We start from the raw sequence: 22,306 nt of genomic DNA on the forward strand, positions 1-22,306 counted from the left end.
AACCACCTTTTAATTTTCAGTTTTATCTTTGTATTCACAAAGATCTTCAATAATACAAGAACCGCAACGTGGCTTGCGCGCAATGCAAGTGTAACGCCCGTGTAAAATCAGCCAATGATGTACATCCACTTTAAATTCAGCAGGCACAACCTTGAGCAATTTTTCTTCCACTTGCAACACGGTTTTACCGGGGGCAAAGTTGGTGCGATTGCAGACGCGGAAAATATGGGTATCCACCGCAATAGTCGGCTGACCAAAAGCGGTATTTAATACCACATTTGCCGTTTTCCGTCCAACTCCAGCTAAGGCTTCGAGTTCTTCACGGGTTTGGGGAATTTCACCATTGTGTTTTTCGATCAGATCACGGCAGGTTTTAATAATATTTTCCGCTTTGCTATTAAATAGCCCAATGGTTTTGATGTAGCTCTTTAACCCGTCTAACCCAAGCTCTAAAATCGCTTGTGGGGTGTTCGCCACAGGGAACAGTTTCGCCGTGGCTTTATTTACCCCTTTATCCGTGGCTTGCGCAGACAAAATCACCGCAATCAATAATTCAAAGGGCGAATTATAATTTAATTCCGTTGTGGGGTGGGGATTTTGATTCCGCAGTCGAGTTAAGATTTCAATGCGTTTTTGTTTATTCATTGTGTTTATTGTTTTTTATTATCGATTACGTTTTTCATCGCCAAAATCAGCCCTAAACCAAGGAATGCGCCTGGGGGAAGAATAGCGAGCAAAAAGCTACTGTTTAGCTCAAAAAGGTTTAAATGCAACGCCGTTGCCCAGTTGCCGAGCAGGTTTTCCATTCCCATAAACAGTTTGCCCGTGCCTAACACTTCACGAATTGCACCTAGCACAAACAAGCTGAACGCCATTCCCACGCCCATTGCAAAGCCATCAAAGAGCGAAAGCAGCACGCCATTTTTTGACGCAAAGGCTTCTGCGCGGCCAATGACAATACAGTTTGTAACAATCAAAGGAATGAAGATTCCTAAGGATTGATAAAGCGTATAAGTGTAGGCATTCATAATCAGCTGCACAATGGTTACCGTAGTGGCGATAATCATCACATAAATAGGAATACGAATGGCGTGCGGAATATGCTTGCGGAACAACGAAACCACCACATTGGTACAGATTAATACCGCAATGGTGGCAATGCCCAAACCAAGGGCGTTGGTTGTCGAGCTAGACACCGCAAGCAGCGGGCAAAGCCCCAACAGTTGCACGAGTGCAGGGTTATTATGCCAAAAACCTTGTTTAAATAATTTGCTCCATTGGCTTTTTAGCCCAGTCGGCACGCTTTGTTGCGGTTGTTGTGGTTCAATGGAAGTTAAATCCATTTCGTTTTCTAAAGCAAGATCTAAAGTGCGGTGGTTTTTTTCGTGATTTTTTTGCATTAGTTTTGCTCCTGTTTCACCGCATTATTATTCATTTGTTGCAATAATGGCAAGGCTGAACGCTTAGTTTGATTGACGATGGCGCGCGGTGTAATGGTTGCGCCAGTAAATTGATCGAATTTACCGCCATCTTTTTTTACCGCCCAATCATTGAGATTATCGGCACTGATTTTTTGTTGATTAAAGCTCAGCACCCAATCAGAAATACGCAGTTCAATTTTATCACCTAAGCCCGGAGTTTCTTTGTGTTCAAGCACTCGCAATCCTAACACTTCGCCATCGGGGGTAATGCCAACAAGAAAGCGAATATTGCCTGAATAGCCATCTGGCGCAATGGTTTCATAAGCATAAGCCACAGGCTGATGATTTTTCTCTGCGATACAAATTTTCTCAATGCGTAAGGTTTTGGCTTCAGCGAAATCAGGCTGAGAGCAACTGGCGAGCAAATCGTTATCGTAACTTTGCGGTGGAATAATTTGCGCAAGCAATTCAGCTTGTTGTTTGGCGATGGCTTGCTCAATAGGAGCTTTCGTTAAGAAATACACAGCGGTAGAAAGTGCGGTGCAAATTAACGCAATAATGCCCAAAATTACGCCATAACGGGTGCTAATTTTTACCGTTTGCATTGCTTATTTCCTTTTGTATCCAGCCACGCGCGGGCGAGTGTAGTGATCAATCAGTGGCACACAAATATTTGCCAGTAACACAGCAAATGCCACGCCATCAGGGTAGTTGCCATTAAAGCGAATTAGGCACACAAGCAAGCCCACAATCGCACCGAAAATCAGTTTTCCTTTTGGCGTGATTGAAGATGTAACAGGGTCAGTGGCAATAAAAAATGCGCCGAACATTGTTGCCCCACTAAACCAATGCCATAAAGGGCTTGGTGCATAAGAAGAAGTAAGCCAGTGAATACCGCTTACCAGTAACATAGTGGCTAAAAAGGCAGTAGGAATTTGCCAATGAATAATTTTCTTCCAAATCAGGAAAACACCGCCAAGTAAAAAGAAAAGATTGATTTGCGCCCAGCCTAAACCAAGATTGAGTTCACTCTCAAAAGGCATCACTTCCACAAAAATAGGGGATTGATTAATTTCGCTTATCGCCATATTAATCTTGCTTGCGGTTTTGACGGAATCCAATGGCGTGGCTTGGGTAATCCCATCAATGGAATTGGCTAATTGATGCAGGCTGAAGCCATCTGTAGTAATGCCGTGGAAAATTAGCTGATAAGCATCTTGCAGGCTAGGTGGCTCATTTAATAACGCCACGGGCGGCAGCCAAGCTGTCATTTGCACAGGAAAAGAAATGAGCAACACCACATAACCCACCATTGCAGGGTTAAACAGATTTTGCCCCAAGCCACCGTAAACGTGCTTGCCTAAAATGACCGCACAGAATGTCCCGATTAAAATCACCCAATAAGGTGCGTAAGGTGGGATTGCCATCGCGAGCATTAATGCCGTTAGCACCACGCTGAAATCACTGATATAAAACAGGTTTGGCTTTTTGCGTAAGCGCGTAACGATAAATTCCAACACTAACGCAAGGGAAATGGCGAGCAGGCTTTGAATTAACACACCAAAACCAAAATAATAAACTTGTGCGCCCAATGCAGGCAACATAGCCAACGCCACCCACAGCATAATGCGAGCAGTCAATTTGCCCGAGTGGGTGTGTGGCGAACTCATCATTTTAAACATTGCTAAACCTTATTCTTTTTCTTGAGATCGATTTTCTTTTGCTTGTTTCTTCGCTTTTGCCCGTGCAATCGCTGCAGCAATAGCCGCTTTTTTCGGATCAAGCGGGGTGGAATTTTCTTGCGTTTTTTCTTTTGTTTTTTTAGCCGCACTTTGGCTTTGAGTTTGTTCGGCTAAACCTTGATTTTCCACGCGTTTCTCTGCGGAATTTGCAGATTGAACCGTGTCGTTCTGAGCTTGCTTTTTGGCTTTTGCTCGTGCAATGGCTGCAGCGATAGCCGCTTTTTTCGGATCAAGAGTGGTGGAATTTTCTTGCATTTTTTCTTTTGTTTTTTCAGCCGCACTTTGGGTTTCCACTTGTTCGGCTAAACCTTGATTTTCCACATTTTTCTCTGCGGAATTTGCAGATTGAGCCGTGCTGTTCTGAGCTTGTTTCCTCGCTTTTGCTCGTGCAATGGCTGCAGCAATAGCCGCTTTTTTCGGATCAAGCACGGTGGAATTTTCTGGCATTTTTTCTTTTGTTTTTTCAGCCGCACTTTGGCTTTGAGTTTGTTCGGTTAAACCTTGATTTTCAACACTTTTTTCTGCTGAGCTTATAGGTTGTTCCGTACCATTCTGAGCTTGTTTTTTTGCTTTCGCTCGAGCAATGGCCGCAGCGATCGCGGCTTTTTTCGGATCAAGTGCGGTGGAATTTTCTTGTGTTTTTTCTTTTGTTTTTTCAGCCGCACTTTGGGTTTCCACTTGTTCTGCTATACCTTGATTTTCAACAGGTTTTTCTGCTGAACTTGCAGGTTGAACTGTGCCGTTCTGAGCTTGTTTTTTGGCTTTCGCTCGCGCAAGTGCGGCTGCGATAGCAGCTTTCTTAGGATCGGAATTTGCATCAAGTGCGGTGCGATTTTCCCCAGTATTTTGCGCTGAGTTTTCTTGCGGTTGATCTGCGGAAGCCGCATTTTCTTGTTCAGCTTGTTGGCGAGCTAAGCGGCGCGCTTTGCGTTGCGCCATAATATCGGAGTTATCAGGTTGTAGCTGGCCTTTTTCGTCCACAAAAGTTTTCACATTTGGGCTTTCGCTGTCGCTTTGTTTTTTCGCTTTTAAACGTTCTAATGCGGCTTGAACAGGATCAACGCCTTTCTGTTTGGCGATTTCTTCACGGCGAGCTTCAGCGGCACGTTGGGTACGCGCTTTGCGGGCTTGTTCTTCTTTTTCTAAACGCGCTTGGCGTGCCTCGAAACGTAATTTCGCTTCGTGGGATTTTTGTGCTTGTTCTTTGATTTCCCAAATTTTCGCTTTTTCTTGACGGAAATATTGAATAAGCGGAATGTGGCTCGGGCAAACATAAGCGCACAAGCCACATTCAATGCAATCTTGCAAGGCATATTGTTCGGATTTTTGGTGATCTTCACTGCGCGCGAACCAATATAGCTGCTGTGGCATTAAATGCACAGGGCAAGCGTCTGAGCAAGCAGAGCAGCGGATACAGGCTTGCTCAGGCTCGGGTTCGGCATATTCAAAATGATCAGGCGCAAGCAAACAGTTAGTAACTTTGGTTACGGGCGCGTTGAGATTGGGCAAAATAAAGCCCATCATTGGCCCCCCCATAAACACGGGGAAACGTGGGTCATATTGATAACCCACTTGTTGCAATAGGGCGGAAATCGGCGTGCCAAAGCGAACCAAAAGATTGCCTTTGTGTGGGATTTTATCACCTGTCAGCGTAACCACGCGTTCAATTAATGGTTCGTCATTGATTACCGCTCGTTTGATCGCAAACGCCGTGCCGACATTGTGCATTAGCACGCCAATGCTGGAAGAGCGCTGGCCGCTCGGCACTTCAATGCCTGTTAGCACTTGGATAAGCTGTTTTGCCGCACCTGAAGGATATTTGGTGGGAATCACACGGATTTCAATGTCATTTGCCCCTTTTAAAGCGTGTTTAAGGGCTTTCACCGCCTTGGGTTTGTTGTCCTCAATGGCAATAACCACTTTTTCAGGGCGCAAAATATAGCGTAAGATGCGTATTCCTTCGATGATTTCTTTCGGACGATCTTGCATTAAGCGATCATCACAGGTGATGTAAGGTTCACATTCTGCACCATTGATAATCAGCAGTTTTACTTTATTTTCTGCCGATTGAATTTTAGCTGCTGTTGGGAATACCGCACCGCCTAAGCCTGCAATGCCGGCGTGATAAATTTTTTCAATAAGCTGTTCTGGTGTTTGGCTCAGGAAATCTTCAATTGGGTGCTGTTTACGCCATTCATCTTTACCGTCCGCCTGAATTTGAATGGTTAGTTCAGGTAAACCAGAAGGGTGGGCGGCAATATAAGGCGCAATCGCCGTGATAACGCCTGAAGTTGGGGCGTGGACAGGTAAATTGCGTAAACCTTCTCCCTGCGTTAATGGCTGACCTTTTAGCACTTTATCCCCAACGTTCACTAGCAGATTGCCAGCATTACCAGCGTGCTGTTTAACCGGAACATAGTAGGTTTCTACCAGATCCGCTGGGCAAATAGGTGTGTGATTTGATTGAGATTTCATTTCAGGCGGATGAATGCCACCAGAGAAATCCCATAATTTACCGGAATTAAAATTGGTTAATACATCAGCCATTATTTTTCCGCTCCCTGATTATTCGTGCTGCTTGCAGTAATCTCTACCACGGGAATGGTTAAGCTGGGATCGAATTTCCAATCCCAATGATCAATGTCTTGTTCTATTTTTATCATTGAAATGCAATCTGTCGGGCAAGGGGCAACGCAGAGTTCGCAGCCTGTGCAAAGATCAGGAATCACCGTGTGCATTGCTTTATTTGTGCCAATAATGGCATCAACGGGGCAGGCCTGAATACATTTGGTGCAACCAATACACATATCTTCGTGGATAAATGCCACCCTTGGCGCATTATCTTCTTCATTAAAATCTGTTGCAGGCACGTCCACGCCTAATAAATCGGCAATTTTCACCACTAATGGCTGACCACCGGGAACGCATTTGGTAATTACATCGCCTTGCGCAATGGCTTCGGCATAAGGCTTACAACCGGGGTAACCGCATTGTCCGCATTGGCTTTGCGGTAGTAGGGCATCAATTTTTTCTACGATAGGATCGGCTTGTACTTTTAGTTTAATGGAAGCTAAGCCTAAAATCGCACCAAAAATCAAAGCAAGTACGCTAATAGCGAGAAGAACATAATATAAGGTTGTCATTTTACACTCTCACTATGCCAGCAAAGCCCATAAAGGCAAGGGACATTAATCCTGCGGTGATTAAGGCGATAGACGCACCACGGAAAGGCATTGGCACATCCGCGGCGGCAAGGCGTTCACGCAGGGCGGCAAATAGCACTAAAACAAGGGAAAAACCAAGGGAAGCACCAAAACCGTAAACCACAGATTGAGTTAAATTATGGGCTAAATTGACGTTTAATAAGGCCACGCCTAACACTGCACAGTTGGTGGTAATCAGTGGCAAAAATACCCCAAGTAAACGATAAAGGGTTGGGCTGGTTTTATGAATCACCATTTCGGTAAATTGCACCACCACGGCGATCACTAAAATAAACACCAAGGTGCGTAAAAAATTGCCATTAAATGGCGTGAGCAAATAGCGATCAATCAAATAGGAACAAAGGGAAGCAACGGTTAGCACAAACATTGTGGCAAGCCCCATTCCAATGGCGGTTTCGATTTTTTTCGATACCCCCATAAAAGGACAAAGCCCTAGGAATTTCACTAGGACAAAGTTATTGATAAGTGCGGTGCTAATAATTAATAAAATATAGTCAGTCATCAGTTTATTACCCTTGCTTTCGTTACCTTGTTATGATTTTTATATGCTTGAAAGCCAAGTTGTCGGAAAAAATCTAGCTTGCTATTATCCTAGTTTCTGGCTGGGATAACAATAGAAAATTTTAGGTAGATGTTGAATTTACAATGATTATGGCGTAGGCTTACATTGTATTTTATCTATTCAATAGAGGAAAAGAAAATGTTAAAAGAAGCAGGTTATGATGAGTTTTTGGCAGAGCGCATTGCCGAGGGCGAGGCTGCTTTGGCGCGCGGTGAATATATGAGCCTTGAAGAATGGAAAAAACATACTGATGAATTGCTAAAACGCAAAGCGTTAGAATTAGAAATGTTAGAACGCGAGGAGCTTTTGGAGTATGCCAGTTAAGCCTATGCGGATTTCTCCTTCTGCAATGTCAAATATGCAGGAGATTTTTGATAGTGTAGCTGATTACACGGGATCAGTAAAAAGTGTAAAAAAATTACAAACAGAATTTTTCCGTACCTTTGAGCAGCTTTCACGCATTCCCAAAAGCGGAAAACAAATTGGAAATGGGCGAAGACAAGTTTTTTGCCGCCATTACCGTATTGTCTATCGTGAATATGACGATCGTGTTGAGATTATTACGGTTATTCATTCTCGCCGAAAATATCCCCTTTTATCTTCTTAAATTTTTTTCTAAGAACGCCGAAAAACTTTCCACTTGAAATTCAAATCCCGCTTCAATGAGGCGCTTGGGCTTAATGCGTTGGCTGTCTAATAATAATTGTGAGCGATCACCTAAAACCCAACGTAATACAAAGGCTGGCACATTGGCGAAATGGGGGCGTTTAAGGAAATTGCCTAACTGCTGGTTGAAATCTTGATTGGTGATGGGCTGTGGAGCAGCAAGATTGAACGCACCTTTGCATTGTGGGTTTTCCAATAAAAATAAAATCCCTGCGATCATATCTTGCAAGCTAATCCACGCCCAATACTGTTTACCACTGCCGAGTTTTCCACCTAATCCTAAACGATATAACGGCAAGATTTTACTTAATGCACCGCCATTTGGACTCATCACCATTGCGGTGCGCAATAAGCAAACGCGGGTATTGGCCTGCATTGCCGCGGCTTCCCATTGTTGGCAAAGTTGTGCGGGAAATGCTGTGCCAGCAGGAGTGCTTTCATCAATCCAATGATCTTGATGATCACCATAAAAACCCGTAGCTGATCCTGAGATAAAGGTGTGCGGTGGGTTCTCACTTTGATTAATAAGTGCGGTCAAATTTTGCGTTAAATTTACTCGGCTAGCAAAAAGTTTGGTTTTTTGCTTGGTTGTCCAGCGATGCGCGAAAATCGGTTCGCCAGCTAAATTAATCACCGCATCAAAGTCATTGAGATTTTGCAATGAGGCAAGATTATCAATTTGTTGTATTTCGATTGGAAAACGCTCAGGTTGAATATTACGCGTTAAAAGGCAAATGCGATGTTGTTTAGCGAGAAGTTGTGGGATTAAGGCTGAACCAATCAGCCCTGTGCCACCAGTGAGTAGAATATTCATTATAGGCTAGTTTCAAATAATTCTTGCACACGTTGCATTAAGTCTAAAATCGCGGTGCCTGCAGTTGGGGTGATAAAAATGGTGTCGTCCCCTGCGATCGTGCCAAGAATACCATCTGCTTTGCCTACAGAATCTAATAAACGCGCGATAAGTTGTGCTGCGCCAGGGCTAGTTTTTACTACGATCAAAAAGTCGTTATGATCGATATCTAACACTAAATTTTTTAATGGGCTGCTAGAGGTAGGCACACTTAATTCCGCCGGTAAACAATAGACCATTTCCATTCGGCTATTGCGCGTGCGAACTGCGCCAAATTTAGTCAGCATTCGGGAAACTTTAGATTGATTAATATTGCTAAAACCGAGCTGTTGCAAGGCGTTGACAATTTCCCCTTGCGAACCAAAACGCTCTTGTTCTAGCAAGGTTTTAAACGCAGAGATTAAATTATCGTTTTTGTCTGTAGTCATAATGTTTGGTTATGTTGCGAATATCTGCAAGGATTTTGCATAAAAATTCAATTTTTAGCAAGTTTTAAAAGCCATAATAGAAAGGAAATGCAACAATTTTAAAATAAATTTTTTAAAAATTTGAATTAGATCTCACTATTGAATTTCTCTGTTTGAATTTGCTATGGGATAAGTCTAAAATCCAATTAACTTGATTTATAACCAAAAAGAGGAGTATTAAATGAAAGTTGCAGTTTTAGGTGCCGCAGGCGGAATTGGTCAAGCATTAGCATTATTGTTAAAGTTACAGCTACCCGCTGGTTCAGAATTATCTCTTTATGATATTGCCCCAGTTACCCCTGGTGTTGCGGTGGACGTTAGCCATATCCCAACCGCAGTCAAAGTGCAGGGATTTTCTGGTGAAGATCCAACACCTGCGTTACAAGGCGCAGATGTGGTGTTAATTTCAGCAGGTGTAGCGCGTAAACCGGGTATGGATCGTTCTGATTTATTTAATATTAATGCAGGTATTGTGCGTAATCTTGTTGAAAAAGTGGCGCAAGTTTGCCCGAAAGCCTGTATTGGTATCATCACCAATCCGGTCAATACCACTGTTGCCATTGCAGCAGAAGTGCTGAAAAAAGCGGGTGTGTATGACAAACGCAAACTATTTGGTGTAACAACATTAGATGTGATCCGTTCAGAAACCTTTGTTGCTGAGTTAAAAGATCTTGATGTTTCACGCACCGCTGTGCCAGTGATTGGTGGGCATTCAGGTGTAACCATTTTACCTTTACTCTCTCAAGTGCAATATGCACAATGGAAAGAGGAAGAAATCGCACCGCTTACCAAACGTATCCAAAACGCAGGTACGGAAGTAGTGGAAGCCAAAGCTGGCGGCGGTTCAGCAACCCTTTCTATGGCTCAAGCCGCAGCACGTTTTGCCCGCTCTTTAGTGAAAGGCTTGAGTGGTCAAACTGTGGTGGAATGTAGCTATGTAGAAGGTGATGGCAAATATGCACGTTTCTTTGCACAGCCTGTTCGTTTAGGTAAAGATGGTGTAGAAGAAATTCTGCCAATTGGCGAATTAAGCGCTTTCGAACAAAAAGCCTTAGAAGATATGTTACCAACCTTGCGTGCTGATATTGAACTTGGCGAAAAATTTGTGAATGGCTAATTTTGGGCTCTGAGAAGACAATATAAATGAAATAAGGCGTTATTCAACGCCTTATTTTTTGTCTATTATGTGTTGTTTATTTTTTAGGAAGGGTGATTTTAGGTTCTTCACTTGGACGATAAAGCACTAAAATATGCCCAATAGTTTGCACCGCAGCGGCTTTGGTTTCGCGAACAATGGCATCAATAATCAATTGTTTGGTTTCGCGATCTGCGCCAGCAATTTTTACTTTGATCAGTTCGTGATGATTGAGTGAGTGATCAATTTCTGCAATCACACCTTCTGTTAAACCGTTTCCACCTAGCATCACCACTGGGCTTAAATGATGTGCTAGCCCTTTTAGATATTGTTTTTGTTTTGTTGATAGTTGCATTAAATTTATCCTAAAGTCAAAAGTGCGGTTAGTTTTTTGCGAGTTTTCTAACCTTGTTTAATCGGCGGATTTTACTCCTAAATCAAGTTTTAATAAAGCAAATTTACTGAATGAGATGTCTGAAATGACACAACAATGTGGTTGGACTTGAATTATTTCCTCGCGTTCTTATATAGATAGCATTCAAATATCAGTGTATTTCTAACGGTTTTTTTGGGATAATACGCCCCATTTTGGGGAATAAATCCCCTTTGACGCATAGTGCCTTAAAATATGCCTTGAAATATTTCAAGCCTATCCTTATATAGAAAATAATTGCATAACGAAAGAATTATGGGAAAGAAAAAACGTTCAGCAAGTTCAACCCGTTGGTTGAATGAGCATTTTAAAGATCCATTTGTGCAAAAAGCACATAAGCAAAAATTGCGTTCTCGAGCTTATTTTAAGCTTGATGAAATTCAGCAAACGGATCGTTTATTTAAACCAGGTATGACCGTGGTGGATCTCGGTGCAGCACCGGGTGGTTGGTCGCAATATGTGGTGAGCCAAATTGGTGGCAAAGGGCGTGTTATCGCCTGTGATATTTTAGAAATGGATCCTATTGTGGGGGTTGATTTCCTGCAAGGGGATTTTCGTGAAGAAAATGTATTGAATGCCTTGCTGGAACGCGTAGGCGAGGCAAAAGTTGATGTGGTAATGTCGGATATGGCACCAAATTTTAGTGGTATGCCATCAGTGGACATTCCTCGTGCAATGTATTTAGTGGAACTGGCTTTGGATATGTGTAAACAAGTATTGGCGCACAAAGGCAGTTTCGTTGTGAAAGTTTTCCAAGGTGAGGGCTTTGATGAATATTTAAGAGAAATTCGTTCTCTGTTTAGTGTCGTTAAAGTGCGTAAACCTGAAGCATCTCGTGGGCGTTCTCGTGAGGTGTATATTGTGGCAACGGGTTACAAATATTAACTATAAATTCAATAACTTCTCATTTTGGAATGAATGTAGTAATCTTGTAACAAATTATTAACTTAGAAAAACGAGGTCAAACCTTGAAAGATATGGTCAAAAACTTAGTCCTATGGATTGTGATTGCAGTAGTTATGATGTCTGCATATCAGGGCTTTAGCGGTAGTTCGAATGGTAATCTTACCGATTACACCACCTTTATTACTGATGTGGGTAATGATCAAGTACGCCAAGTGCGATTTGAAGATAACGAATTACAAGTTACTAAATCTGATGGTTCAAAATATTCAACCGTAATGCCAATTTATGACGATAAATTATTGAATGATTTATTAAATAAAAAGGTAAAAGTAGAGGGAACGTTGCCAGAAAGACGTGGTATTTTATCGCAAATTCTTATTTCTTGGTTCCCAATGCTATTACTTGTTGGCGTATGGTTCTTCTTTATGCGCCAGATGCAAGGCGGTGGTGGCAAGGCGATGAGCTTTGGTAAAAGCCGTGCCAAAATGCTCACCAAAGAGCAAATTAAAACCACCTTTGCTGATGTAGCAGGCTGTGATGAAGCCAAAGAAGAAGTGGGGGAAATCGTTGATTTCTTGCGTGATCCAAGCAAATTCCAAAAATTGGGCGGTAAAATTCCAAAAGGGATTTTAATGGTTGGGCCACCAGGAACAGGTAAAACCTTATTGGCTAAAGCCATTGCAGGTGAAGCGAAAGTGCCATTTTTCACCATTTCAGGTTCTGATTTCGTTGAAATGTTTGTCGGCGTGGGGGCTTCTCGCGTGCGTGATATGTTTGAACAAGCGAAGAAAAATGCGCCTTGCTTGATTTTTATTGATGAAATTGATGCAGTGGGTCGCCAACGTGGTGCAGGCCTTGGTGGTGGACACGATGAGCGTGAACAAACCCTTAACCAAATGTTAGTGGAAATGGACGGTTTTGAGGGTAATGAAGGGGTGATTGTGATCGCCGCAACCAACCGTCCAGATGTGCTTGATCCTGCCTTAACGCGTCCGGGGCGTTTTGACCGCCAAGTGGTAGTGGGCTTGCCAGATGTATTAGGGCGTGAGCAAATCTTAAAAGTGCATATGCGTAAAGTGCCGGTTGCACCAGATGTGAATGCGATGACCCTTGCGCGTGGCACTCCAGGTTATTCAGGTGCTGATTTGGCTAACCTTGTGAATGAAGCCGCATTATTTGCAGCACGAATGAACAAGCCATTGGTTTCAATGCTTGAGTTTGAAAAAGCCAAAGACAAAATCAATATGGGGCCTGAACGCCGCACAATGATTATGACGGATAAGCAAAAAGAATCCACCGCTTATCACGAAGCAGGACACGCCATTGTGGGTTATTTAGTACCAGAACACGATCCGGTACATAAAGTAACCATTATTCCGCGCGGGCGTGCTTTAGGGGTAACGTTCTTCTTACCAGAAGGAGATCAAGTCAGCATTAGCCAAAAACAATTAGAAAGTAAACTTTCCACCCTTTATGCAGGGCGTTTAGCGGAAGATTTGATTTACGGTGAAGAAAATATTTCTACTGGTGCATCAAATGACATTAAAGTCGCAACAAATATTGCGCGTAATATGGTTACCCAGTGGGGCTTCTCTGATAAATTAGGGCCAATTCTTTATTCTGAAGATGAAGGCGAAGTGTTTTTAGGGCGCTCAATGGCGAAAGCGAAACATATGTCAGATGAAACAGCACACCTTATTGATGAAGAAGTGCGTGAGATTGTAACGCGTAACTACGAGCGTGCAAGACAGCTATTAATTGACAATATGGATATTTTACACGCAATGAAAGATGCGTTAGTGAAATATGAAACCATTGAAGAAGAGCAGATTAAACAACTGATGAACCGCGAGCCAGTAACGCCACCAGCAGGTTGGGACGACAATGGCAAAGCGAGTTCAGAAAAAACGGCTAAACCAAATGCTTCTGCACAAAATCAAAGTACGGCAGATCAAAGTGCGGTAGAAAATTCAGACAAATCTGAACACAACTAATCACTTAATAAATATTAAAGGACTGATTTTTATAAGAAATCAGTCCTTTCTTTTTTCTTCTTTAGGCTTTAACATAAAGTAAATTCAAATAACAAATCCAGTTTATTTTTTATTTTAATTTACTGTATCAGTGAAATTGAGAATAACCGAATGAATTATGCAGATTGGCTTGCTTTGGCAGAAACACAACTTGCCGACAACAAAAAGACAGATCCTTTCATTAATCCCAAGGTGGATGCCAGCCTATTATTACAATTTGTAACAGGGCGCTCGCGTTCTTCCATTTTGGCATTTTCGGAAACCCTGCTTTCAACCGAAGAATTATCTCAGCTTCATCATTTATTGCAACGTCGTATAAAAAGCGAACCAATGGCTTATATTTTAGGCGAACAACCTTTCTGGTCATTGAATTTAAAGGTATCCACTGATACGTTAATTCCTCGTGCAGACACTGAGTGTTTAGTTGAGAATGCTTTACATTGCATTGAGCAACGAATTACCTCAAATGCGTTTAGTGGCCATCTCGATATTCTTGATTTAGGCACAGGAACGGGCGCAATTGCCTTAGCTTTAGCACAAGAATTGCGATCTATATCTAAAAATTCGTTTTCTTTTTCAGTTATCGGTATAGATTTCCTTGAGAATGCGGTAAGCTTAGCAAGGAAAAATGCAAAGCATAACGCAATAGAAAATGTGACTTTTCTACAGAGCCATTGGTTTAGCAATTTAAAAGGGCAAACCTTTGATCTTGTGGTGAGCAATCCACCTTATATTGACGAATGCGATCCCCATCTGCAATTAGGCGATGTAAGGTTTGAACCACTGAGTGCCTTAGTGGCAAAACAAGAGGGCTATGCGGATTTACAACATATTATTGTGAATGCGTTACATTATTTGAAGCCAGAAGGGTGGATATTACTCGAACACGGTTGGACGCAAGGCGAAAAAGTGCGATCATTTTTTGACGTAAATTTTTGGCACAATGTCCAAACCTTGGCAGATTATAATCAAAATGAACGTGTTACCTTAGCACAGCTAAAATCATAAAAGGAAGTAAATAATGATTACTGAAATCACTAATAGAACCGCAATTTATTATGAAATGATCAATTTTTATTGTGTTGTTAATGATCTGAAGGTAGAAGACGTACCGCTTGTTCATAGCACAATGTTTGAATTCTTAAAAGAAGGCGAAAATGCGTTAGCAAAGGCGCAGAGTGATAAAGAAAGAGTCCAAATATTGCTAGATCTTGTTTATAACAAATGGGGATTTCAGTGCGATTATAATGATAGTATGGCGCTAGAAAATTATTGTTTACCAGATATTTTGAATAACCGCCGTGGCGTGGCCGTCTCTGTAGGTGGCATCATTTTATTTTTGGCTGAGAAGTTAGCTTTACCTATTTATGCTACAAAAATGGTGCATCACTTTATTCTCCAAGATGAATCAGGCGATGAAATTGTGTTTATTGATCCTTGGAATGGTAGAGTGGTTAGCGATCAGTATGTTGAAAAGCTTTATAAAGAAGTGTATGGCGATGATATTGAATTTGATGTTCAGCAATTAGGCCGAGCAGATGCAGAAGATTTAGAAGATCGTTATGCTCAGCTAGCGAAAAACGCCTTATTTAACAAAGAAGCACTAGAACAATCATTAAAATATATTGAAAACTTACTCGCCCGAACACCAGATTCTATTTTTGAAAGACGTGATCGTGGAGTAGTATTAGTCCAGCTAGGCCTCTTTGACGATGCCTTAGAAGATCTTGAATGTTTCGTTGAAAATATGCCAAACGATCCATTCTCTGAATTAATGCGCTCACAACTTCCACAACTACGCGCAGAAATTGAGAAAAAACAAAAGAAATCAATTCATTAAAATATAAGGAACAAGGATTAACAATGCAACAAATTCCAATGACGGTACGCGGTGCAGCGCAATTAAGAGAAGAGTTAGAGTTTTTAAAGAATGTTCGCCGTCCAGAAATTATTAAAGCCATTGCGGAAGCGCGTGAACACGGTGATTTGAAAGAGAATGCGGAATATCACGCGGCGCGTGAGCAGCAAGGTTTTTGCGAAGGGCGTATTCAAGAAATTGAAGGGAAATTAGCCAACAGCCAAATCATTGATGTGACTAAAATGCCAAATAACGGCAAAGTGATCTTCGGTGCAACCGTGGTGTTGGTGAATGTGAATACGGACGAAGAAGTAACCTACCAAATCGTGGGTGATGATGAAGCGGATATTAAACAGGGCTTAATTTCGGTAAATTCACCCATTGCTCGTGGCTTAATCGGTAAAGAAGTGGACGATAGTGTAACCATTGCCACCCCAGGGGGAACGGTTGAATTTGATATTATTGAAGTAGAATACAAATAATTAACTAGCCCCTTTTAAAAGGGGCTTTTTATTGTTTACTGTGCCATATTTTCTACAGTTTTAAGGAAACCTTGCGCGGTGGCAAAGGCATCACTTTTGCCTTGTGCGCGCATAATCATATCGGACATTTCACGAAATGCACCTTGTCCGCCGTGGCGTTGTAGCACATAGTCGGCACAATCTTGTACATAATCCATCGCATCGCCTACGGCAAAGGATAATCCGCACACCGCAAAAGCAGGCAGATCCACGCTATCATCACCGATAAATGCGGTTTCTTCAGGGCTTACGCCAGCTTGTTTCATTAATTCAAAACAGGCGCTTTCTTTTTCTAATTTGCCTAAAAAGAACAGTTTAATCCCAAGATCGGCAATGCGTTTGCGTAAAATAGGGGAGTCTCGCCCTGAAAGCACGGCAACTTGCACGCCATTTTCCATTAACATACGAATGCCCAATCCATCACGAACGTGGAAACTTTTGAACGCTTCGCCGTTGGCGTCATAGTGGAGTAAACCGTCTGTGAGTACACCGTCCACATCGGTGATAACTAATTTGATATTTTGTAATTGTTCGTTTGAAATCATAGTATTAGCTCGAAAATTCAATTAAACCCACCACATTTTTAGCGTCATCTAACACGATTAATGAATGAATTTTGTTTTCTTTCATAAAGTTTTCCGCTTCCGCTAAATAGCAATTTGCGTTGATGGTTTTAGGTTGAGAAGTCATTAATTCTTGCGCAGTTTTGCTGAGCGCGTCAGCACCATTGCGAGTGAGTGTTCGGCGAATATCGCCATCGGTGATAATGCCTTTTAGTTCATTGTCTTGCATAACAATCGCTACCCCCATACGCCCCTCATTCATAATGGTTAAGCAATCGGTAAATGAGGTGGTGAGCTGTGCGATTGGCAATTTGGTTTGCATTTGATCTTTTACGCGGGATAACAAGCGTTTGCCTAAACTTCCACCCGGGTGATATTTGGCAAAATCTTCAGGTTGGAAATTTCTTGCGGTGATGAGCGCAACGGCAAGGGCATCGCTCAAGGCAAGGGTAACTAGAGCAGAGGTGGTGGGGGCAAGGTTATTCGGGCAAACTTCCCGTTCCACCGTAATATCCAGCACATAGTCGGCGTGTTTTGCAAGGGTAGATTGCTTATTACTGGTTAAGGCAATGATTTTATTGCCAAAATTCTTTAAGCTCGGGATCAGTTTATTCACATCATCGGTTTCACCACTATATGAAATCAACATCACAATATCAATGGGCTTGAGCATTCCCAAATCGCCGTGAAAGGCTTCTGTCGGGTGCAGGAAAAAACTTGGTGTGCCAGTGGAAGCAAAGGTTGCCACCATTTTCTTACCAATCAGACCTGATTTACCAATTCCGCCCACTACCAAACGCCCTTCACAATGTAGAATTAATTCCACCACTTGGTTAAATTGTTCATCTAAACGCTGGCTTAGTTGTAGCAAGGCTTTTTGTTCCACCGCAAGGGTGTCTTGTGCGATTTTGAGATAATCCATTGTTGCCCCTTTTATATTCAGCAAAAGTGCGGTTATTTTAGCGTAAGTTTTTTGCGAACTCTAGCAGTCATTTTTCTGAGTTTTCTTGCATTTGTTTGATATTCCGTTATACTCTCGCCCTGAGTTAGCCAAACAATCGCTGGTTTATTGAAGCCCTAAACCGTTTGTATAAACGACCTAGTGGGACAAATAGACGAGAGGAAAGTCCGGGCTACATAGGGCAGAGTGCCAGATAACGTCTGGGAGGCGAGAGCCTACGACAAGTGCAGCAGAGAGCAGACCGCCGATGGCTCGTTTGAGATCAGGTAAGGGTGAAAGGGTGCGGTAAGAGCGCACCGTGTGAGTGGTAACATTTCACAGCAGGGTAAACTCCACTCGTAGCAAGACCAAATAGGAACTCAATGGGTGGTCCGCTCAGAGTTCGGGTAGGTTGCTTGAGCGTTTGTGCGAACAAACGCCTAGATGAATGATTGTTCAACGACAGAACCCGGCTTATCGACTAACTCAACGAATAAAATAGCCTCCATTTTGGAGGCTTTATTTTTTATCATAAAAGTTATCGCAAAAGTGCAGTCTATTTTTTCAATAAATCTTTTAACCCTTCTTTCATTGCCGACATTTGATGTTCATAAGCGGCTTTGCTTTCTCGCTCATCAATCATATAGGTGATGGTTTCAGACAGGGTCATTTTCATTTTCTTAGCATATCTTGATAAGCGCAACCAAACAGAATATTCCAAATCAATGGATTTTTTCTTAGTAGTTTGTTTTTCGGCGTTGAAAAAACGCTTACGCCGCGCACGAATCGCTTGGTCTAATTTCACCACCAAATTAGGCGAAAGATGAGTTTTCACCCATTCTTCCGTTTCCGCCGCATTATTTTGCGCGGCAATTAAACGGCGCACCATTTCTTGCTGCAAACTGCGCTCTTCATAACGCGTAATTTGCTCCCCTTCACGGGCTTTTTTGGTTAAATAGAGCCATTTCCAATGTGCTTCTTGATTTTCTAGCTTTTGGTATTTCATCGTATTTCCTCAAACTCCGTTACGGGGTAACTCTGTATAAGTTTACGCTGTTCCGATTTTTTTCGCTAGTAAATTTTGTACATTTGTATCAATAAATTAGTTTAATTAAATAATGGCTCAATATTAAACTCTGTCCGTTGCTCGGCTTGCCATAAATCATAATTTGCTTGCATAGTTAGCCAAAATTCAGGCGTAGTTTTTAATAGTTTGCCAAGTTTTAATGCCATTTCTGGTGAAACGGCCGCTTTTCCATTGATAATGCGAGAAAGTGCAACACGGGTAACATTTAATTTTTGAGCCACCTCAGTAATACTAAAACCTTCAATGTATTCTTTTAAAACTTCGCCTGGGTGAGCAGGATTGTGCATTCTCATCATAAACTCCTTAGTGATAATCTTGGTAATCAACAATTTCGGCGTGTCCATTTTCAAATTTAAAGGTTAAGCGCCAATTTCCATTTACTTTTATAGACCAATGCTCCGCAAGATTGCCTTGTAGTTGATGTAAGTTCCAACTCGGTACATTCATATCGAAAGGATTTTTTGCAGCATCTAGTGCGGTGAGTTGCAGCCTGAGTTTATTCGCATGTTTAGCTTGAATACCAGCGGTTTTCCCTGTTTTGAAAAATAATTCAAGCCCTTTATGTTTGAACGATAAAATCATCTATTTACCTCATTTGTATAGTGTAACTATACAGAACTTGCTTTTAATTGTAAAGTTATACTATACAGAATATTTTACCAATCCTACTTAAAAGAACAAATATAGGCAACTTTAGCAGATTATGCGATAATCCACCTTTTCAACCATTACTCAAAGAGAGCCACACACTTTGCCTGCGTTATTTAATCAAGTTTTATCTTGGCAGAATTTGCGTCCTGAGTTAGCAGGGCAAACAGATTTTTCGCAATCTATTGATTTTTTTGACCTACAATCGCGCGCCCGTGGGAGCGTTTCGCAATTCTTGCAAAATTCTGACCGCACTTTATTAGTGCTAAAAGCCGATCAGCAAGGGGAATATGCGGTGCTGCTGGAAAAATTTATCAGCCAGTTCCAGCCACAACCTTTGTCTTTAAAAGGCGTGCATTATCATATTGAGCAAGGTTCTGAGCAAACATTGCCTAAAATTACGTTGCAAAATGCGACCAGCGTGGAAGATAATTTTGCCGCGAAAAAACAAGTGGCGAGTGCGATCTATTATGATCAACAACGATTATTCGGTAATGTCCGTTCAAACGGCCAACAGATTGCGTTACAAAGTGGCTTGGTGCATCAGTTAAACGGTGGCGTGCTGATTTTAAGTGTTGAGCCTTTATTAACGCAGGTGGGCTTGTGGGAACGCTTAAAACAGCTTTTGAGTGAACAGCATTTCCATTGGCAATCGTTACATCCTTATAAACCGCTGCCTTGCGATATTCCCAGTTACGATCTGGCATTAAAAGTGATTTTATTGGGGGATCGCACGCAATTGGCGTTATTAGAAGAATTAGACGAAAGCCTTTATCAGCTTGCCGATTACGGCGAAATTGAAAGCTATTTTTCCCTTGATAACGAGCAAACGCAACAGCAATGGCAAGGTTATGTGCAATCTTATGCGAAACAGCTTGGTATTCAGCTCACCACGGACGGAATGAATCGACTCTATCAGCTTTTGGTACGAGAAAGTGAGGATCGCCATTGTATTAATATTTCGCCGTTAAAGCTAAAAGAGATATTGAGTAACACGCGCACGTTAGCGCAATGCAATGAATTAAGTGCGGTGCAATTTGAGCAATATTTTCAAGCCAAACACCAACAGCAGGGCTTTTTGCAACAACAAACTTATGCGGATATTCTGCACGAACAAATTTATGTGGCAACCGAAGGCGAAGCGGTGGGGCAAATTAATGGGCTTTCAGTGATCGAATACCCAGGCAGCCCAGTTTCCTTTGGAGAGCCTTCACGGATAAGCTGTATTGTTCAGCTTGGTGAAGGGGAAGTGATTGATGTAGAACGTAAAAATGAGCTGGCAGGCAATATTCACAGCAAAGGCACAATGATTGCTGAGGTGTGTCTAGCGAATATTTTAGATTTGCCTACTCAACTGCCGTTTTCCGCATCTATTGTTTTCGAGCAATCTTATAGCGAAATTGATGGCGACAGTGCTTCGCTTGCGTGTTTCTGCGTGCTGGCCAGTGCCTTGGCATTGCAGCCGTTGCCACAATCCATCGCCATTACAGGGGCAATTGACCAATTTGGGCTGGTGCATTCCGTAGGTGGCGTGAATCAAAAAATTGAAGGCTTTTTTGCCATTTGTGAAAAGCGGGGGTTAACAGGTAAGCAAGGGGTGATCGTGCCTTCTGCAGTATTAAATCAGCTGAGTTTATCGGAAGCGGTGATAAGTGCGGTGAAAAATCAGCAATTTTCCATTTGGGCGGTAGATGATGTGTTCCAAGCCTGTGAAATACTGTTTAAACGCCATTTGTTAGTTGAGGAAGATAGCATTTACAACGAACAAAATCAGCCATTGAGCGAGCTGATCAGCGAACGTTTAAATGCCCATTCGGAACAACAAAAAAGCGGTTTTTGGCATTGGTTATTGGGGCGAAAAAGTTAAATTTTTTACACCGCACTTTGTGTCAGACTTTGATCATCTTAAAAGTGCGGTGAGATTTTCTAAATTTTATTTAGGCGAGCAGTGATGTTCGCCTTTTTTATTTCTCAAAATTAAATAATTTACTCACTGATCGGACAAGTTGAGCGAACAAGTGTTAGCTATATCTATTTTCTTCTAATCCTGATATTATGCGGAATAAATTGATACGTTGCGTATTTTATACATAGAAGGAAACAAAAATGATGGACAGTTGTACACCAAATAAAAAAAGTAGCTACAGCTATGAGGATTTATTGGCATCAGGACGTGGTGAATTATTTGGCGAACAAGGCCCACAGCTCCCCGCACCAACAATGTTGATGATGGATCGCATTGTGGAAATGAATGAAACAGGTGGCAATTTTGAGAAAGGTTATATTGAAGCGGAATTAGATATTCGCCCAGATCTCCCTTTCTTTGGTTGCCATTTTATTGGCGATCCTGTTATGCCGGGTTGTTTAGGGCTAGATGCAATGTGGCAACTTGTCGGTTTCTATCTTGGCTGGATCGGCGGCAAAGGAAAGGGCAGAGCCTTAGGCGTTGGCGAAGTGAAATTCACTGGGCAAATTTTGCCAACAGCGAAAAAAGTGATTTACCGCATTAATATGAAACGTGTGGTAAACCGCAAATTAGTGATGGGCTTAGCAGACGGTGAAGTTGAAGTGGACGGACGCGTAATTTATACCGCTAACGATCTTAAAGTCGGCTTATTCCAAGATACTTCTGCGTTTTAATGATGATATTTTTGTGGAATTAATTGGAACCAATTCCCTTATTGGCTCAGGCGTTACCCTTTTGCGCTTGAGCCTTTTTTATTTTGATTGTTTATTCAATATCGTCCACAATATCCGCAAAACTGGCTTGCAATACATCAGCTAAATCTTGCGGTGCAAGTTCCACACTTAAACCGCGTTTACCACCCGAAACATAAATTTGTGAAAAATTTAAGGCCGATTGAGCAATCACCGTTTTCAGTTTTCTTTTTTGTCCTAAAGGACTAATTCCCCCCACTAAATAACCCGAACTTTTTTGTGCGGCATCTTTGTCTGCCATTTCCACTTTTTTTACGCCAATGGCTTTCGCTGCTTTCTTTAAATTCAGCATATTTGCCGTAGGAAGCACAAAGCAAGCGAGCTTTTTCTGATCGCCATTTTCCGCCACAAGCAAAGTTTTGAACGATTGCTCAGGCGGAATACCTAATTTTTCTGCGGCTTCATCGCCAAAATGGGTATTGTTTGGATCGTGATCGTAATGATGAAGCACAAAAGGGATTTTATGCTTTTTTAATAAATCAATGGCTGGTGTCATTTTCTTTTCCTGTCAGAATTCGGTAAAATATAA

Annotated in this window: 26 protein-coding genes and 1 other RNA gene; 11 read left to right on the forward strand and 16 right to left on the reverse strand. The window is 41.9% G+C overall.

Annotated elements, in window-relative coordinates:
- Nucleotides 1-9: 9 nt before the first annotated feature.
- From nth to rsxA, 7 genes are read right to left on the reverse strand one after another with little or no spacing between them, the layout of a single operon-like run.
- On the reverse strand, nucleotides 10-645 hold the full coding sequence (gene nth, locus L5B76_RS00560; RefSeq protein WP_265753837.1) for an endonuclease III: 636 nt from the start codon (nucleotides 643-645) through the stop codon (nucleotides 10-12).
- Between the two features lie 5 nt (nucleotides 646-650).
- Nucleotides 651-1,343 (reverse strand): electron transport complex subunit E, encoded by a 693-nt coding sequence (locus L5B76_RS00565; RefSeq protein ID WP_265755498.1) that lies wholly within the window; start codon nucleotides 1,341-1,343, stop codon nucleotides 651-653.
- Nucleotides 1,344-1,399: 56 nt separating this feature from the next.
- Complete coding sequence (gene rsxG, locus L5B76_RS00570) at nucleotides 1,400-2,026, reverse strand: electron transport complex subunit RsxG (protein ID WP_265753838.1); 627 nt, start codon at nucleotides 2,024-2,026, stop codon at nucleotides 1,400-1,402.
- Nucleotides 2,027-2,029: 3 nt separating this feature from the next.
- On the reverse strand, nucleotides 2,030-3,103 hold the full coding sequence (gene rsxD, locus L5B76_RS00575) for an electron transport complex subunit RsxD (protein WP_265753839.1): 1,074 nt from the start codon (nucleotides 3,101-3,103) through the stop codon (nucleotides 2,030-2,032).
- A gap of 9 nt (nucleotides 3,104-3,112) precedes the next feature.
- Nucleotides 3,113-5,710: an electron transport complex subunit RsxC gene (gene rsxC, locus L5B76_RS00580; RefSeq protein WP_265753840.1), complete on the reverse strand. Its 2,598-nt coding sequence runs from the start codon at nucleotides 5,708-5,710 to the stop codon at nucleotides 3,113-3,115.
- Nucleotides 5,710-6,306 carry an electron transport complex subunit RsxB gene (gene rsxB / locus L5B76_RS00585; RefSeq protein WP_265753841.1) on the reverse strand — a complete coding sequence of 199 codons (597 nt, stop codon included), beginning with the start codon at nucleotides 6,304-6,306 and terminating at the stop codon, nucleotides 5,710-5,712. The genes rsxC and rsxB overlap by 1 nt, the downstream gene beginning before the upstream one ends.
- A 1-nt stretch (nucleotide 6,307) precedes the next feature.
- Nucleotides 6,308-6,889 carry an electron transport complex subunit RsxA gene (rsxA, locus tag L5B76_RS00590; RefSeq protein ID WP_103852531.1) on the reverse strand — a complete coding sequence of 194 codons (582 nt, stop codon included), beginning with the start codon at nucleotides 6,887-6,889 and terminating at the stop codon, nucleotides 6,308-6,310.
- A gap of 198 nt (nucleotides 6,890-7,087) precedes the next feature.
- On the opposite strand from rsxA, the gene L5B76_RS00595 reads away from it, so the two are divergent.
- Complete coding sequence (locus L5B76_RS00595) at nucleotides 7,088-7,273, forward strand: hypothetical protein (protein ID WP_103852530.1); 186 nt, start codon at nucleotides 7,088-7,090, stop codon at nucleotides 7,271-7,273.
- Complete coding sequence (locus L5B76_RS00600) at nucleotides 7,263-7,556, forward strand: type II toxin-antitoxin system RelE/ParE family toxin (protein WP_194750614.1); 294 nt, start codon at nucleotides 7,263-7,265, stop codon at nucleotides 7,554-7,556. The genes L5B76_RS00595 and L5B76_RS00600 overlap by 11 nt, the downstream gene beginning before the upstream one ends.
- On the opposite strand, the gene L5B76_RS00605 is transcribed toward L5B76_RS00600, so the two are convergent.
- Both L5B76_RS00605 and argR read right to left on the reverse strand, forming a co-directional pair.
- Complete coding sequence (locus L5B76_RS00605) at nucleotides 7,545-8,429, reverse strand: TIGR01777 family oxidoreductase (protein WP_265753842.1); 885 nt, start codon at nucleotides 8,427-8,429, stop codon at nucleotides 7,545-7,547. The genes L5B76_RS00600 and L5B76_RS00605 overlap by 12 nt on opposite strands.
- Nucleotides 8,429-8,896, reverse strand: a complete 468-nt coding sequence (gene argR, locus L5B76_RS00610; RefSeq protein ID WP_265753843.1) for a transcriptional regulator ArgR — start codon at nucleotides 8,894-8,896, stop codon at nucleotides 8,429-8,431. Before argR ends, L5B76_RS00605 begins: the two co-directional genes overlap by 1 nt.
- A 220-nt stretch (nucleotides 8,897-9,116) precedes the next feature.
- Between argR and mdh the strand changes: the two genes are divergently transcribed.
- Nucleotides 9,117-10,052 (forward strand): malate dehydrogenase, encoded by a 936-nt coding sequence (gene mdh / locus L5B76_RS00615; protein ID WP_126372614.1) that lies wholly within the window; start codon nucleotides 9,117-9,119, stop codon nucleotides 10,050-10,052.
- Nucleotides 10,053-10,128: 76 nt separating this feature from the next.
- Here mdh and yhbY read toward each other — a convergent pair whose 3' ends face one another.
- Complete coding sequence (gene yhbY / locus L5B76_RS00620) at nucleotides 10,129-10,425, reverse strand: ribosome assembly RNA-binding protein YhbY (protein WP_115249593.1); 297 nt, start codon at nucleotides 10,423-10,425, stop codon at nucleotides 10,129-10,131.
- Between the two features lie 333 nt (nucleotides 10,426-10,758).
- Here yhbY and rlmE point away from each other — a divergent pair, with 333 nt between their 5' ends.
- The 5 genes from rlmE to greA all read left to right on the forward strand — a co-directional run bounded on the left by rlmE (nucleotide 10,759) and on the right by greA (nucleotide 15,782).
- Entirely contained in the window at nucleotides 10,759-11,388 is a 630-nt protein-coding gene (gene rlmE / locus L5B76_RS00625) for a 23S rRNA (uridine(2552)-2'-O)-methyltransferase RlmE (protein WP_035684982.1), read from the forward strand.
- Nucleotides 11,389-11,480: 92 nt separating this feature from the next.
- On the forward strand, nucleotides 11,481-13,403 hold the full coding sequence (ftsH, locus tag L5B76_RS00630) for an ATP-dependent zinc metalloprotease FtsH (protein WP_265753844.1): 1,923 nt from the start codon (nucleotides 11,481-11,483) through the stop codon (nucleotides 13,401-13,403).
- Nucleotides 13,404-13,553: 150 nt separating this feature from the next.
- Complete coding sequence (gene prmC, locus L5B76_RS00635; RefSeq protein ID WP_265753845.1) at nucleotides 13,554-14,450, forward strand: peptide chain release factor N(5)-glutamine methyltransferase; 897 nt, start codon at nucleotides 13,554-13,556, stop codon at nucleotides 14,448-14,450.
- Nucleotides 14,451-14,463: 13 nt separating this feature from the next.
- Nucleotides 14,464-15,282, forward strand: a complete 819-nt coding sequence (locus tag L5B76_RS00640) for a SirB1 family protein (protein WP_265753846.1) — start codon at nucleotides 14,464-14,466, stop codon at nucleotides 15,280-15,282.
- Between the two features lie 23 nt (nucleotides 15,283-15,305).
- Nucleotides 15,306-15,782: a transcription elongation factor GreA gene (gene greA / locus L5B76_RS00645; RefSeq protein ID WP_103852936.1), complete on the forward strand. Its 477-nt coding sequence runs from the start codon at nucleotides 15,306-15,308 to the stop codon at nucleotides 15,780-15,782.
- Nucleotides 15,783-15,817: 35 nt separating this feature from the next.
- Here greA and L5B76_RS00650 read toward each other — a convergent pair whose 3' ends face one another.
- Together L5B76_RS00650 and L5B76_RS00655 are read right to left on the reverse strand one after the other, a co-directional pair.
- Nucleotides 15,818-16,366, reverse strand: coding sequence for a KdsC family phosphatase (locus L5B76_RS00650; RefSeq protein ID WP_115249597.1), 549 nt, complete (start codon nucleotides 16,364-16,366; stop codon nucleotides 15,818-15,820).
- Nucleotides 16,367-16,370: 4 nt separating this feature from the next.
- Entirely contained in the window at nucleotides 16,371-17,306 is a 936-nt protein-coding gene (locus tag L5B76_RS00655; RefSeq protein ID WP_194750606.1) for a KpsF/GutQ family sugar isomerase, read from the reverse strand.
- A 120-nt stretch (nucleotides 17,307-17,426) separates the two neighbouring features.
- Between L5B76_RS00655 and rnpB the strand changes: the two genes are divergently transcribed.
- Nucleotides 17,427-17,817: RNase P RNA component class A (gene rnpB, locus L5B76_RS00660), an RNA gene on the forward strand.
- 63 nt (nucleotides 17,818-17,880) lie between these two features.
- Here the strand turns inward: rnpB and matP are convergent.
- The 3 genes from matP to L5B76_RS00675 all read right to left on the reverse strand — a co-directional run bounded on the left by matP (nucleotide 17,881) and on the right by L5B76_RS00675 (nucleotide 18,993).
- Nucleotides 17,881-18,330 (reverse strand): macrodomain Ter protein MatP, encoded by a 450-nt coding sequence (gene matP / locus L5B76_RS00665; RefSeq protein ID WP_265753847.1) that lies wholly within the window; start codon nucleotides 18,328-18,330, stop codon nucleotides 17,881-17,883.
- 101 nt (nucleotides 18,331-18,431) lie between these two features.
- The gene (locus L5B76_RS00670; RefSeq protein WP_115250180.1) at nucleotides 18,432-18,698 is read right to left on the reverse strand and encodes a HigA family addiction module antitoxin; all 267 of its coding nucleotides are present in this window, start codon (nucleotides 18,696-18,698) and stop codon (nucleotides 18,432-18,434) included.
- A gap of 16 nt (nucleotides 18,699-18,714) precedes the next feature.
- Nucleotides 18,715-18,993, reverse strand: a complete 279-nt coding sequence (locus tag L5B76_RS00675) for a type II toxin-antitoxin system RelE/ParE family toxin (protein WP_115249600.1) — start codon at nucleotides 18,991-18,993, stop codon at nucleotides 18,715-18,717.
- Between the two features lie 169 nt (nucleotides 18,994-19,162).
- Between L5B76_RS00675 and L5B76_RS00680 the strand changes: the two genes are divergently transcribed.
- Together L5B76_RS00680 and fabA are read left to right on the forward strand one after the other, a co-directional pair.
- Nucleotides 19,163-20,926: a Lon protease family protein gene (locus L5B76_RS00680; protein ID WP_265753848.1), complete on the forward strand. Its 1,764-nt coding sequence runs from the start codon at nucleotides 19,163-19,165 to the stop codon at nucleotides 20,924-20,926.
- Between the two features lie 239 nt (nucleotides 20,927-21,165).
- Nucleotides 21,166-21,699, forward strand: coding sequence for a bifunctional 3-hydroxydecanoyl-ACP dehydratase/trans-2-decenoyl-ACP isomerase (fabA, locus tag L5B76_RS00685; protein ID WP_265753849.1), 534 nt, complete (start codon nucleotides 21,166-21,168; stop codon nucleotides 21,697-21,699).
- Between the two features lie 91 nt (nucleotides 21,700-21,790).
- On the opposite strand, the gene ybaK is transcribed toward fabA, so the two are convergent.
- The gene (gene ybaK, locus L5B76_RS00690) at nucleotides 21,791-22,273 is read right to left on the reverse strand and encodes a Cys-tRNA(Pro) deacylase (protein ID WP_265753850.1); all 483 of its coding nucleotides are present in this window, start codon (nucleotides 22,271-22,273) and stop codon (nucleotides 21,791-21,793) included.
- Nucleotides 22,274-22,306 lie beyond the last annotated feature (33 nt).

Origin of the sequence: Avibacterium sp. 21-594 (assembly GCF_026226815.1) — a bacterium.
Taxonomy (GTDB): Bacteria; Pseudomonadota; Gammaproteobacteria; order Enterobacterales; family Pasteurellaceae; genus Avibacterium; species Avibacterium avium.

What these genes read in the sequence shown, in the direction of transcription:
- ftsH (WP_265753844.1), top strand. Translation starts at nt 11,481, where the DNA reads ATGGTCAAAAACTTAGTCCTATGGATTGTGATTGCAGTAGTTATGATG.
- ybaK (WP_265753850.1), bottom strand. Translation starts at nt 22,273, where the DNA reads ATGACACCAGCCATTGATTTATTAAAAAAGCATAAAATCCCTTTTGTG.
- greA (WP_103852936.1), top strand. Translation starts at nt 15,306, where the DNA reads ATGCAACAAATTCCAATGACGGTACGCGGTGCAGCGCAATTAAGAGAA.
- mdh (WP_126372614.1), top strand. Translation starts at nt 9,117, where the DNA reads ATGAAAGTTGCAGTTTTAGGTGCCGCAGGCGGAATTGGTCAAGCATTA.
- nth (WP_265753837.1), bottom strand. Translation starts at nt 645, where the DNA reads ATGAATAAACAAAAACGCATTGAAATCTTAACTCGACTGCGGAATCAA.
- L5B76_RS00565 (WP_265755498.1), bottom strand. Translation starts at nt 1,343, where the DNA reads ATGGATTTAACTTCCATTGAACCACAACAACCGCAACAAAGCGTGCCG.
- fabA (WP_265753849.1), top strand. Translation starts at nt 21,166, where the DNA reads ATGATGGACAGTTGTACACCAAATAAAAAAAGTAGCTACAGCTATGAG.
- prmC (WP_265753845.1), top strand. Translation starts at nt 13,554, where the DNA reads ATGAATTATGCAGATTGGCTTGCTTTGGCAGAAACACAACTTGCCGAC.
- rsxG (WP_265753838.1), bottom strand. Translation starts at nt 2,026, where the DNA reads ATGCAAACGGTAAAAATTAGCACCCGTTATGGCGTAATTTTGGGCATT.
- rsxC (WP_265753840.1), bottom strand. Translation starts at nt 5,710, where the DNA reads ATGGCTGATGTATTAACCAATTTTAATTCCGGTAAATTATGGGATTTC.
- L5B76_RS00655 (WP_194750606.1), bottom strand. Translation starts at nt 17,306, where the DNA reads ATGGATTATCTCAAAATCGCACAAGACACCCTTGCGGTGGAACAAAAA.
- L5B76_RS00675 (WP_115249600.1), bottom strand. Translation starts at nt 18,993, where the DNA reads ATGATTTTATCGTTCAAACATAAAGGGCTTGAATTATTTTTCAAAACA.
- rsxD (WP_265753839.1), bottom strand. Translation starts at nt 3,103, where the DNA reads ATGTTTAAAATGATGAGTTCGCCACACACCCACTCGGGCAAATTGACT.
- argR (WP_265753843.1), bottom strand. Translation starts at nt 8,896, where the DNA reads ATGACTACAGACAAAAACGATAATTTAATCTCTGCGTTTAAAACCTTG.
- L5B76_RS00650 (WP_115249597.1), bottom strand. Translation starts at nt 16,366, where the DNA reads ATGATTTCAAACGAACAATTACAAAATATCAAATTAGTTATCACCGAT.
- L5B76_RS00600 (WP_194750614.1), top strand. Translation starts at nt 7,263, where the DNA reads ATGCCAGTTAAGCCTATGCGGATTTCTCCTTCTGCAATGTCAAATATG.
- L5B76_RS00595 (WP_103852530.1), top strand. Translation starts at nt 7,088, where the DNA reads ATGTTAAAAGAAGCAGGTTATGATGAGTTTTTGGCAGAGCGCATTGCC.
- yhbY (WP_115249593.1), bottom strand. Translation starts at nt 10,425, where the DNA reads ATGCAACTATCAACAAAACAAAAACAATATCTAAAAGGGCTAGCACAT.
- rlmE (WP_035684982.1), top strand. Translation starts at nt 10,759, where the DNA reads ATGGGAAAGAAAAAACGTTCAGCAAGTTCAACCCGTTGGTTGAATGAG.
- matP (WP_265753847.1), bottom strand. Translation starts at nt 18,330, where the DNA reads ATGAAATACCAAAAGCTAGAAAATCAAGAAGCACATTGGAAATGGCTC.
- L5B76_RS00640 (WP_265753846.1), top strand. Translation starts at nt 14,464, where the DNA reads ATGATTACTGAAATCACTAATAGAACCGCAATTTATTATGAAATGATC.
- rsxA (WP_103852531.1), bottom strand. Translation starts at nt 6,889, where the DNA reads ATGACTGACTATATTTTATTAATTATTAGCACCGCACTTATCAATAAC.
- rsxB (WP_265753841.1), bottom strand. Translation starts at nt 6,306, where the DNA reads ATGACAACCTTATATTATGTTCTTCTCGCTATTAGCGTACTTGCTTTG.
- L5B76_RS00605 (WP_265753842.1), bottom strand. Translation starts at nt 8,429, where the DNA reads ATGAATATTCTACTCACTGGTGGCACAGGGCTGATTGGTTCAGCCTTA.
- L5B76_RS00670 (WP_115250180.1), bottom strand. Translation starts at nt 18,698, where the DNA reads ATGCACAATCCTGCTCACCCAGGCGAAGTTTTAAAAGAATACATTGAA.